This window comes from Erwinia sp. PME.40.26/001 (genome assembly GCF_055556675.1).
Window position 1 is genome coordinate 404556 of the sequence record NZ_JBVHNP010000003.1, and the last position, 11173, is coordinate 415728.

Annotated in this window: 11 protein-coding genes; 9 read left to right on the plus strand and 2 right to left on the minus strand. The window is 53.7% G+C overall.

From position 1 onward, the window contains the following. Positions 1 to 3 precede the first annotated feature (3 nt). Entirely contained in the window at positions 4 to 2073 is a 2070-nt protein-coding gene (glyS, locus tag ACZ3HG_RS12300; protein WP_191935207.1) for a glycine--tRNA ligase subunit beta, read from the plus strand. Between the two features lie 173 nt (positions 2074 to 2246). On the opposite strand, the gene ACZ3HG_RS12305 is transcribed toward glyS, so the two are convergent. Beyond that, positions 2247 to 2540: an HTH-type transcriptional regulator gene (locus tag ACZ3HG_RS12305; RefSeq protein WP_191935208.1), complete on the minus strand. Its 294-nt coding sequence runs from the start codon at positions 2538 to 2540 to the stop codon at positions 2247 to 2249. Positions 2541 to 2872: 332 nt separating this feature from the next. Between ACZ3HG_RS12305 and ACZ3HG_RS12310 the strand changes: the two genes are divergently transcribed. Next, the gene (locus ACZ3HG_RS12310; RefSeq protein ID WP_191935209.1) at positions 2873 to 3586 is read left to right on the plus strand and encodes a DUF3053 domain-containing protein; all 714 of its coding nucleotides are present in this window, start codon (positions 2873 to 2875) and stop codon (positions 3584 to 3586) included. Positions 3587 to 3641: 55 nt separating this feature from the next. On the opposite strand, the gene ACZ3HG_RS12315 is transcribed toward ACZ3HG_RS12310, so the two are convergent. Beyond that, positions 3642 to 3905 (minus strand): hypothetical protein, encoded by a 264-nt coding sequence (locus tag ACZ3HG_RS12315; RefSeq protein ID WP_465332950.1) that lies wholly within the window; start codon positions 3903 to 3905, stop codon positions 3642 to 3644. Positions 3906 to 4464: 559 nt separating this feature from the next. On the opposite strand from ACZ3HG_RS12315, the gene ACZ3HG_RS12320 reads away from it, so the two are divergent. From ACZ3HG_RS12320 to ACZ3HG_RS12350, 7 genes are all read left to right on the plus strand, one after another. After that, positions 4465 to 6396 (plus strand): PTS mannitol transporter subunit IICBA, encoded by a 1932-nt coding sequence (locus ACZ3HG_RS12320; RefSeq protein ID WP_465332951.1) that lies wholly within the window; start codon positions 4465 to 4467, stop codon positions 6394 to 6396. A 99-nt stretch (positions 6397 to 6495) separates the two neighbouring features. Continuing rightward, positions 6496 to 7644: a mannitol-1-phosphate 5-dehydrogenase gene (gene mtlD / locus ACZ3HG_RS12325; RefSeq protein WP_191935212.1), complete on the plus strand. Its 1149-nt coding sequence runs from the start codon at positions 6496 to 6498 to the stop codon at positions 7642 to 7644. Between the two features lie 89 nt (positions 7645 to 7733). Continuing rightward, a complete protein-coding gene (gene mtlR / locus ACZ3HG_RS12330; protein WP_465332952.1) occupies positions 7734 to 8270 on the plus strand; it encodes a mannitol operon repressor MtlR in 537 nt (178 codons plus the stop codon). 73 nt (positions 8271 to 8343) lie between these two features. Next, a complete protein-coding gene (locus ACZ3HG_RS12335; RefSeq protein ID WP_465332953.1) occupies positions 8344 to 8706 on the plus strand; it encodes a YibL family ribosome-associated protein in 363 nt (120 codons plus the stop codon). Positions 8707 to 9199: 493 nt separating this feature from the next. Beyond that, positions 9200 to 9835 carry a response regulator transcription factor gene (locus ACZ3HG_RS12340; protein ID WP_465332954.1) on the plus strand — a complete coding sequence of 212 codons (636 nt, stop codon included), beginning with the start codon at positions 9200 to 9202 and terminating at the stop codon, positions 9833 to 9835. 218 nt (positions 9836 to 10053) lie between these two features. Beyond that, complete coding sequence (locus ACZ3HG_RS12345) at positions 10054 to 10338, plus strand: hypothetical protein (protein WP_465332955.1); 285 nt, start codon at positions 10054 to 10056, stop codon at positions 10336 to 10338. Positions 10339 to 10541: 203 nt separating this feature from the next. Beyond that, the coding region (locus ACZ3HG_RS12350) for a hypothetical protein (RefSeq protein WP_465332956.1) at positions 10542 to 11173 on the plus strand (632 nt) is incomplete at its 3' end.

The window sequence follows — 11173 nt, forward strand, 5'->3', positions numbered from 1 at the left end:
GCCATGACTGAAAAAACCTTCCTGGTGGAGATCGGCACCGAAGAGCTGCCACCAAAAGCCCTGCGCAGCCTGGCGGAATCCTTTGCGGCTAATTTTACCGCTGAGCTGGACACCGCTGGCCTGGCCCACGGCGAAGTCAGCTGGTTTGCTGCCCCGCGCCGCCTGGCGCTGAAAGTGGCGAACCTGGCCGCTGCGCAGCCCGATCGCGAAGTCGAAAAACGTGGCCCGGCCATTCAGGCCGCGTTTGATGCTAACGGCGTGCCGAGCAAAGCCGCTGAAGGCTGGGCCCGTGGCTGTGGCATCACCGTTGACCAGGCCGAGCGCCTGAGCACCGACAAAGGCGAGTGGCTGCTGTATCGCGCCCAGGTGACCGGCGAAAGCGCCCAGGTCCTGCTGCCGGCGATGATCGCCACCTCGCTGGCGAAACTGCCAATCCCGAAACTGATGCGCTGGGGCGCGTCCGAGGTGCAGTTCGTGCGCCCGGTACACACCGTGACGCTGCTGCTGGGCGATGAGCTGATCCCGGCGAAAATCCTCGGTATTGATTCAGCGCGCACCCTTCGCGGCCACCGTTTTATGGGTGAACCTGAGTTCACTATCGACAGCGCTGACCAGTATCCGCAGATTATGGTTGAGCGCGGCAAAGTGCAGCCGGACTTCGAAGTGCGTAAGGCGCTGATCAAAGCGGGTGCCGAAGAAGCCGCCGCGAAGATTGGTGGCATGGCTGACCTGAGCGAGAGCCTGCTGGAAGAAGTGACCGCCCTGGTGGAGTGGCCGGTGGTGCTGACGGCGAAGTTTGAGGAGAAGTTCCTCGCGGTGCCGGCCGAAGCGCTGGTTTACACCATGAAGGGCGACCAGAAATACTTCCCGGTGTACGACAAAGCGGGCAACCTGCTGCCGAACTTTATCTTCGTCACCAATATTGAGTCAAAAGATCCGCAGCAGATTATCTCCGGCAACGAGAAAGTGGTCCGCCCACGCCTCGCCGACGCCGAGTTCTTCTTCAACAGTGACCGTAAGCGCCGTCTGGAAGATAACCTGCCGCGTCTGGAAACCGTGCTGTTCCAGAAAGAACTGGGCACCCTGCGCGACAAGACCGACCGTATTCAGGCGCTGGCTGGCTGGATTGCCGCGCAGATTGGGGCAGATGTGAATCACGCTACCCGTGCGGGCCTGCTGTCCAAATGCGACCTGATGACCAACATGGTGTTTGAGTTCACCGACACCCAGGGCGTGATGGGCATGCACTATGCGCGTCACGACGGCGAAGCGGAAGACGTGGCCGTGGCGCTGAACGAGCAGTATCAGCCGCGCTTTGCCGGCGATCAGCTGCCGTCCAACCCGGTGGCCTGCGCGCTGGCGATTGCTGACAAGATGGATACCCTCGCGGGGATCTTCGGTATTGGTCAGCACCCGAAAGGCGATAAAGATCCGTTTGCCCTGCGCCGTGCCGCACTGGGCGTGCTGCGTATTATCGTTGAGAAGAACCTGCCGCTGGATCTGCAAACTCTGACCGAAGAAGCCGTGCGCCTGTATGGTAGCAAACTGTCTAACGCTAAAGCCGTTGATGAAGTCATCGACTTTATGCTCGGCCGTTTCCGTACCTGGTATCAGGAAGAGGGCCACAGCGTCGATACCATTCAGGCCGTGCTGGCCCGTCGTCCGACGCGCCCGGCAGACTTCGATGCGCGGATGAAGGCGGTATCGCACTTCCGTACGCTGGAGCAGGCAGCCAGCCTGGCGGCCGCCAACAAGCGCGTCTCGAATATTCTCGCTAAAGCCACCGAGCCGTTGAACGACAGCGTGCAGGCGTCACTGCTGAAAGAGAATGAAGAGATCAAGCTGGCGACCTATGTGTCGGCACTGAGCAGCAAACTGCAGCCGTTCTTCGCGGAAGGACGCTACCAGGATGCGCTGATTGAACTGGCGCAGCTGCGTGAAGCGGTGGATAACTTCTTCGAGCGTGTGATGGTCAATGCCGAGGAGAAAGAAATCCGTATCAACCGACTGACGCTGCTGGCGAAACTGCGCGAGCTGTTCCTGCAGGTGGCGGATATCTCTCTGCTGCAGTGAGGTGATGTTTTGACGGGCGGAGCGCAACACCGGCGTCCGTCATTCACATTACGATCGTTTGCAGGAGGAGCGGAGACTGAAAGGTGATGTGCGGCTGTATCACTGACAGGAAAGCCAGGAAATCATTGACTGCCCGCGAAAATACAAAACCCGCCGTTGGCGGGTTTTTTCTGTCAGCCCAGCAGTTGTCTGCTGATGCACGGATTCGAGTGGATCAACTGCATTAACTTCTGCGCGCTACCGGACGGCTTGGTGCGTTTCGCTTCCCAGCTTTTCACCGAAGAAACACTGACACCCAGTGCCTGGGCAAACTCAGCAATCTGCATACCAGTAATTTCCCGAACTCTTTTTGGCTCAGGGGGTGCCACTTCACTTTTCATGGCTGGCAGGGTATGCATCACATTACGGGTCAGAACAATCTGCTCCAGGCTGGAAAGCAGTTCAGACATCGGATCTTTAGTCTCCATAAGCACTCCTCAAAAACTCACTAAACGTGAACAACCAGAGGGAAAGAACCTTATATCCAGATTCTCAATGCTGGCATACAACAGCCACTGGGACGCTTTTTGGGGCAGCACAGGGGAAAGCCAGGATCATAAGTATTAGATCATTTTGAGAGATCTGGATCATATTTTTTGTTTATTTTTTCAACTTGCGGAAAACCTGGCCGGGAAAAAACAACGAAAAAATAAGTTACACAGACATCGCTATCCATCAAAACTGATTTCGACTATTCTTTACGCAACATTTGTTGTTTGAATAAAACCAATAAGTCTTTGTTAACAGGAGTTAATTTCTTATGATGACAGGATCATCACGCATCTGGACCCGTCTGCTGGTGCCTTTTATGGCGCTATTCATGGTGTTACAGCTTACCGGCTGTGGCGACAATGAAGCCGATCAGCGCAAAGCGTTTATCGATTTCCTGCAAAACACCGTGATGCGCAGCGGTGAGCATCTGCCAAGCCTGAGTGAAGACCAGAAGCAGAAATTCGGCCCCTACGTCAGCGACTATGCCATTCTTTTTGGTTTCTCACAGCAGGTAAACCGCGCGGTGGATTCCGGGCTCAAACCCGTCGTGGATGAACTGTCGGCGATCCGCACGCCGCAGGATTATCTGACGCGCCGTGATGCACTGCGTCAGGCAAGCGGTTCGCTGGGCGTGCTGACTCAGCAAATCCAGGCAGCAAAAACCCAGGCCGATAGCAGCAAGGCAGCACTAAAGCAGCCATCAGATCTGAAAACGGTCTATGACAACGTCTACACCACTGTCGTGACGCAGCCGGCGACCACTCTGGCACCGCTTCTGCCTGCGCTTCAGGCACTGAGCCAGGATGCCGTTCAGACCGGGGACTTCCTGCAGCAGCAGGGGGCGAACGTCAGCTTTAACGGCTCGGCGATCCAGTTCCCGAGCCAGGCTCAGGCCACACAATATAATGCACTGATGAGTAATCTCAGCGCTAATGCCAGGGCACTGACCCAGGCGCAAAGCGTGCTGAACGCCAGTCGCTAAGACCGGACAGAATTAAAAAAGGGCCACAAAGTGGCCCTTCCCGCGCGAACGCAACTTAGGCGTAATCACGCGCCCAGTTAGCCAGGCTTTGCTTACCATTGCAGCCAAACATATCAATCAGCTGGCTCACACCGGCGTTCAGGCCAGGCTCAACGGCAGCAATATAACGCCAGTCTTTACCCGCATATTCCGGAGTTACGGCAGCATACAGCTTTGCCATTTGCTCAACGCCTTTCAGGGACTGGATAAAGCTTTCGCCGCTTAAAAGTGCACCGCTGACAGTAGCAACTTCTTCTCTATTTAATTCACGAATAGTCATAACTTTCCCTTGTATTTTTGATGGAATCCTTTACCGATCAGTATGTTCGGCGAGCTAAGACTAATGGAATAGCGCTGGTAATATAATCGTATTAAATCCATAACTTAAGACAAATGCTTATTTGTTCGCTTAAGCGTGTTTTCATTATCACGCCTGAGTTGAGTCTGTTACCGGAGAAAGGAAGGAACACACCACCGCTAAAAAGTGTGGCCTTGCGTTTTTCCATTGAAAATAATTTGTGACATAAGTCACAAAATAAGAAGAATTCAACAAAATTAAAACGTGACAAACATCACAAAACACCGTCCTTACTGGCTATTTTTTCAGCGTTATTTTCACATCCCCAGAATAATTGTGATCTGAATCACTCATACCCCCCCTTTAATCACCTGATAAAAGTGATCCTGATCACACATATTCGCACACCTACGCAGCGTCAAATTCGCGTGATAGAGTCCGCCTGCATACAGTGATACTGATGGCTTCCCACTGTCAGGTCTAAAACAAAAATCAACGCGCTCTCTTATTTGTCGGCGCGTACTCATAAGGGGTGTTTTATATGTCCTCATCAGATATCAAGATCAAAGTTCAAAACTTTGGTCGTTTTCTGAGCAACATGGTAATGCCAAATATCGGCGCGTTCATCGCCTGGGGTATTATCACCGCGCTGTTTATTCCAACCGGGTGGCTGCCAAACGAAACCATGGCGAAGCTGGTTGGCCCGATGATCACTTACCTGCTGCCGTTACTGATTGGTTATACCGGTGGCCGTCTGGTGGGCGGCGATCGCGGCGGTGTGGTGGGGGCAATCACCACCATGGGCGTGATTGTCGGGGCTGATATGCCGATGTTCCTCGGCTCGATGATTGCCGGCCCGCTGGGCGGCTGGGCGATCAAAACCTTCGACCGCCTGGTTGACGGTAAGATCAAAAGCGGCTTTGAAATGCTGGTGAACAACTTCTCTGCCGGTATCATCGGCATGCTGTTGGCTATCCTTGCATTCCTGGCGATCGGTCCTCTGGTGGAAGGCCTGTCCCATATTCTCGCAGCTGGCGTGAATCTGATGGTGCAGAACAACCTGCTGCCGCTGACCTCTATCTTTGTGGAACCGGCCAAAATCCTGTTCCTGAATAATGCGATCAACCACGGCATCTTCTCGCCGCTGGGTATTCAGCAGGCCAGTGAAGCCGGTAAGTCGATCTTCTTCCTGATCGAAGCGAACCCGGGCCCGGGTATGGGCGTACTGATGGCTTATATGTTCTTCGGCCGTGGCAATGCCAAACAGTCTGCCGGTGGTGCTGCGATTATCCATTTCCTCGGCGGTATTCACGAAATTTACTTCCCGTACGTGCTGATGAATCCGCGCCTGATTCTGGCGGTTATCCTCGGTGGGATGACCGGTGTCTTTACCCTGACGCTGCTGAACGGTGGCCTGGTCTCGCCAGCCTCTCCGGGATCTATCCTTGCGGTACTGGCCATGACACCAAAAGGGGCTTACTTCGCGAACATCGCCGCGATCTTTGCTGCCTTTGCCGTCTCCTTTGTCGTCTCGGCCATTCTGCTGAAAACCAGCAAAGTGAAAGAAGATGACGATATCGAAGCCGCTTCCCGCCGCGTGCAGGAAATGAAAGCTCAGTCTAAAGGTCAGTCGGGGGCACCTGCTGCCGCAGCTGATGGCCTGCACGGCGACCTGAGCCACGTGCGCAAAATCATCGTCGCCTGCGATGCAGGAATGGGCTCCAGCGCCATGGGTGCCGGTGTACTGCGTAAGAAGGTTAACGATGCGGGTCTGACGCTGATTTCCGTAACAAATACGGCCATTAACAGTCTGCCAGGCGATGTTGACCTGGTGATCACCCACCGTGACCTGACGGAGCGGGCGATGCGCCAGGCTCCTCACGCCCAGCATATTTCGCTGACCAACTTCCTCGACAGCGGCCTGTATAACGACCTGACGGCCCGCCTGGTGGAAGCAGGACGCAGCGCAGGTCACCGCGAGAAAGTCAGCAGCGCCCTGAGCGACAGCTTTGATGATGGTCAGGATCATCTGTTCAAACTGAGCGCCGCCAATATCTTCCTCGGTAATCAGGCTGCCGATAAAGAACAGGCTATCCGCTTTGCCGGTGAACAGCTGGTGAAAGGTGGCTACGTGGAGCCGGAATACGTTGAAGCCATGCTGGAACGTGAAAAGCTGACGCCGACCTATCTTGGCGAGTCTATCGCCGTACCGCACGGCACCGTGGAAGCGAAAGACCGTGTGCTGAAAACCGGCGTGGTGTTCTGCCAGTACCCGGCCGGGGTTCACTTCGGCGAGGAGCCGGAGGATATCGCTCGCCTGGTGATTGGTATTGCTGCACGTAACAACGAACACATTCAGGTGATCACCAGCCTGACCAATGCACTGGACGACGACAGCGTCATCGCCCGCCTGGCGACCACCACCGATGTGCAGGAAGTGCTTGAGCTTCTGTCCGGTAAACCCCGCGCGTAAGCCGGTTTAACGAACGCACCTCTGTGTAGGGCTGGGCATGCCCGGCCCTTTTTTGGTCGGGACATGCCCGACCTTGATCTCATTGATACGGGAATAATTATGAAAGCATTACATTTTGGCGCCGGTAATATCGGCCGTGGCTTTATTGGCAAACTGCTGGCCGATGCCGGTTTTCAACTGACTTTCGCCGACGTGAACCAGAACATTCTGGACGCGCTTAACGCTCGCGGTGAGTACCCGGTGCACGTGGTGGGGGAGCAGGCGCAGGTCGAAATCGTTAAAGGCGTGAATGCCGTAAACAGCACCAGCGATGACATCGTCGCCCTGGTAGCAGAGGTTGATATCGTTACCACGGCGGTTGGCCCACAAATCCTGGAGCGCATTGCTGCCAGCATTGCCAAAGGGCTGGCCAAACGCAGTGATAGCGCTAATACCCGTCCGCTGAACATTATTGCCTGTGAAAATATGGTGCGCGGCACCACGCAGCTGAAAGGCCACGTGCTGAACGCTCTCCCCGCCGAATATCACGCCTGGGTGGAAGCCCATATTGGCTTCGTTGACTCTGCCGTTGACCGTATTGTGCCGCCGTCTGCAGCGGGCAACAGCGACCCACTGGAAGTGACCGTGGAAACCTTCAGCGAGTGGATTGTCGATAAAACCCAGTTCAAAGGTGACCTGCCCGCCATCCCGGGTATGGAACTGACCGACAACCTGATGGCCTTCGTTGAGCGTAAACTGTTTACCCTTAATACCGGTCACGCTATCGCGGCTTATCTGGGGCAGCTGGCTGGCCATCAGACCATTCGCGATGCCATTCTGGATGAGAAAATCCGGGCCGTGGTGCAGGGTGCAATGGAAGAAAGCGGTGCAGTGCTGATTGAGCGTTATGGTTTTGATGCGGTGAAGCACGCGGCTTACATCCAGAAAATCCTCAGCCGCTTCGAAAACCCGTACCTGAAAGATGACGTAGAGCGCGTTGGCCGCCAGCCGCTGCGTAAGCTAAGCGCAGGTGACCGTCTGATTAAGCCTCTGCTCGGCGCACTGGAATACCAGCTGCCACACGACCATCTGGTCAGCGGAATTGCGGCCGCGCTGCACTATCGCAGCGATCAGGATCCGCAGGCACAGGAGCTCGCTGACCTGCTGGCAAAACAGGACGTTGCCACCACGCTGGCCAGCATCTCCGGCCTGGACAGCGACAGCGATGTGGTGAAGGCAGTAGTGAAGGCCTGGAACGCTATGGCATAATGACGGCGCAAGCGCTCCTCACGGACGAAAAATCAGGGCACGGCATCGCCGCTGTGCCCGCGCGGGCGTTTTTACGCCATAAGAATGATATGCAGGCACTCATGGAACAACCACAGGCTTTTGAAAATCGGGTGCTCGAACGCCTGAATGCCGGACGATCGGTAAGAAGCTTTCTGATCGCCGCCGTTGAACTGCTGGCAGAGGCGGTAAACATCCTGGTGGTTCAGGTGTTCCGTAAAGACGACTACGCCGTTAAATACGCCGTAGAGCCGCTTCTGTTTGGCGATGGGCCGCTGGGTGAGCTGTCGGTGCGGCTGAAGCTGATCTACGGCTTAGGGATGATTAACCGCAGTGAATATGAAGACGGTGAGCTGCTGATGGCGCTGCGCGAAGAGCTGAATCACGACGGCAATGACTACCGTTTCACTGATGACGAAATCCTGGGACCGTTTGGCGAACTGCACTGTGTCACTGGCCTGCCGCCGCGCCCTGATTTTGCCCGCGACGATGCCGGGCTGCGGGCCATGCAACAGCAGCGTTATCAGCAGGTCGTGCGCTCCACGATGGTCCTGTCCTTAACGGCGCTGATCTCGCGCATCAGTCTGAAGCAGGCTTTCAAAAAGTAACCCGCCCTTTTCCCTCTTTGCTCCGCTTTCGTGTATCCTTTGCAGTAATGAATCAATTTAATGGTCAATCGTGATGAAAGAACAGGTCAAGTCAGAAATTAAAGAGCTCAGCGACAAGCTGGATGCCCTTAATCATAAAGAGCCGGTACTGCTGGCATCAGGCGAGAGCGAAAAGCTCGGTGAGCTGCTGAAAGAAAAAGATAAGTTAGAAGCCGAAATCGAACGTCTGCGCGGCGTCCGGGCTGAGAAACTGAGTAAAGAAGCACAGCAGTTGCAGAGTCTGCCTTTCAGCCGCCCGATCACCAAGAAAGAGCAGGCCAATATGGGTGCCCTGAAGAAAAGCGTGCGCGGTATCATTGTGGTTCATCCCACTACCGCCCTGGGCCGTGAGATGGGTCTGAAAGAGATGACCGGCTACGCAAAAAAGGCGTTCTGATCCCACGAAATGACAGAAAAACAGGATCGTCGCATCCTGTTTTTTATTACAAAAACACCCTTTCCCGCCATTCTATTTACATCAAACTCCGCCAAAGAAAAATACTTAATATCGTTTTATCAGACTCTTCCTTACCTGGAAAAAACAGCGTGACGCGTTAACTCTCCCTTTTCTCATCTTCATTACTTTCCCTGAACCCGTCAAATAACATTACAACCGCTGACACTTTTAAATATTATTCTCGCCACAATCATTACACCGACATTAAGTGTCGAAAAAAAGCCATTAATTCTAAATTGCGATTTATCGACCCGAAATAACCGTGTAAATCAGAGTTAAATATCGCAATAAGGCAACCGGTAGAACATAGATACCGTTAATGTTACTTTTTCAATATAATGTATCACAGTCAAGCTGTTCAGGAGTCACGTAGAGGCGCTCTTCAAGCGAGATAATGGCGTCTCTGGTTAAGGATAACTTCAGGTAATGAATCATGAGAAAGAATAACATCACCATTGTCATCAATGACGCCAATCGCTTTTACGTCGATGGATTAGCGAAATGTCTTTCTGCAGATTTTTCCAACCAAGGAATTCACACTGACTTTACCGACTGTGTTTTTAACAGCCGGGCAAAGATGATTTTCCTGGCGGAGGATTCCTTATCCGTTGCCAATATCCATTATCTGAATCGACGCATGTCCATGCGGCCGCTGTGCATTTTTATCATCAAAGACAGCGAGACGAAAGATGACCCAGGCGAAACGAAAGTGCACAGCATTCATCACTATGCCACGCTTTACCGCGATCAAGCCGTTGACAGCACCTTATCTGTCATCAATAAGCAGCGGGAGCAGCTCCAGAGCTTACGCAATATCCTGGTCCAACCCTGTTCAAATCGTATTACCAATAACCTGACAAGGCGTGAAACGGAGATTCTCCGCTATCTGGCACGGGGTATCAGTAACGGTGGTGTGGCGCGTTTTCTTCATATCAGTGAAAAAACGGTCAGTGCGCATAAGCGAAACATTATGTCCAAGCTCAATATGGTTCGCCCTGCAGAACTCAATTACTGGTTAATTCAGGAAGGCTGGTGTGATTCTCTGCGTAAAAGTGAACCATTTCATTAAGTGTGACAGGGTGCCATTTGTCCTGTCCGACAGTATGGCTTCACCTGTTACGGTCAATCATCATTTGTTAAGCGACTAATTCAGAGTGACTCATGATTACAAACTGCAGGATTTCATTAACCCGAACCATAAATGGGATCGCCATACTGTTGGTTTTTTTACTCTCAGGCTGCCAGGGAACGTCAAAACCGGCTCGTCCCACTGGTGCCACGCAGACAGTGCACAGTGCCAAGTACATACAGGACAGCGAAAAACTGAAAACCTGCCAGGCGCAGCTTGAAGCACTGCAGGTCATGAGCGAACCGGAGTACACCAAATTTCATGGCTCATTAGACTATCTGATGAAAAGCGCAGCGCAATATAACGGGCTGCGTAAAAGTGTCGATCCTAATACTCAGGACACGGTGGATTCACTTTATCACTACCGTGCGAATCAGCTCTGTGCCCGAATTGCACAAACCCTGATGGACAGCCTGACCAGTAAAGGTGAAGCACATCAATGACCGATAAATATCCTCTGCCATTTGCCTTATCAGCCGCCACCCTACTGGTGGCTTGCCTTGTGGCCACCTCTCACCATGCCCGTGCCGCAGAGGCGGAAGAACCCGCTGTCCTACAATTTGCGACTACCTATGCGGAACAAAAGCCACCGTCTACCCCTGCGGTACGCCCACTGCCCCCCCCCGCGATCGGGCATGAAAACACGGTGAAGCCACGACCTCGCCCTCACATCGTGAGGCAACCTGCTCCCCAGCACGATAACCGACGGCTGACGACACTGAAGCAGGTGCTCGCAGAGCAGGAACAGAAAATCTCGCAGAAAAATACAGCGATTACCCAGCTGGAAAAACAGATTGCAGCCTTACAGCAGGCTGCTGCTACCTTAAAACAGCCCCAGCCGGGTGCTGTTGAAAAAGCATCGCATTTCAATCCGGCTGATCAGCAAGCCATGCTGGATATGGTGAGCAATTTACGCCAGATCTTTAGCCTCACGCCAGGGGAAAGTGCCCTGAGAGATAAGCTGGCGGTGTTAAAAAAACAGCTGCATGACGCGCAGCAGGCAGAGACTGGCCTGCGTGACCAGCTTAAGACCGCCAGCGACAGTGAAGTGCGGGATGCGGGGCTTCAGCAACAGATTGAGCAGTATCACCATCAGATTGCGGCGCTTGAAGAGCGCCTGTCCGCACGCGGTAAAGAGGCTGAGAACGCCACCGCAGAAAGGGATCGCCTGCAGTCCTCACTTCAGGCCCTGACCGCGAAGCGTGCCGCTGAACAGCAGGCGTTTGCTGAAGAAACCCAGCAGCTGCAGGCACTGAAAACGAAGCTTCAGGAAGCCCG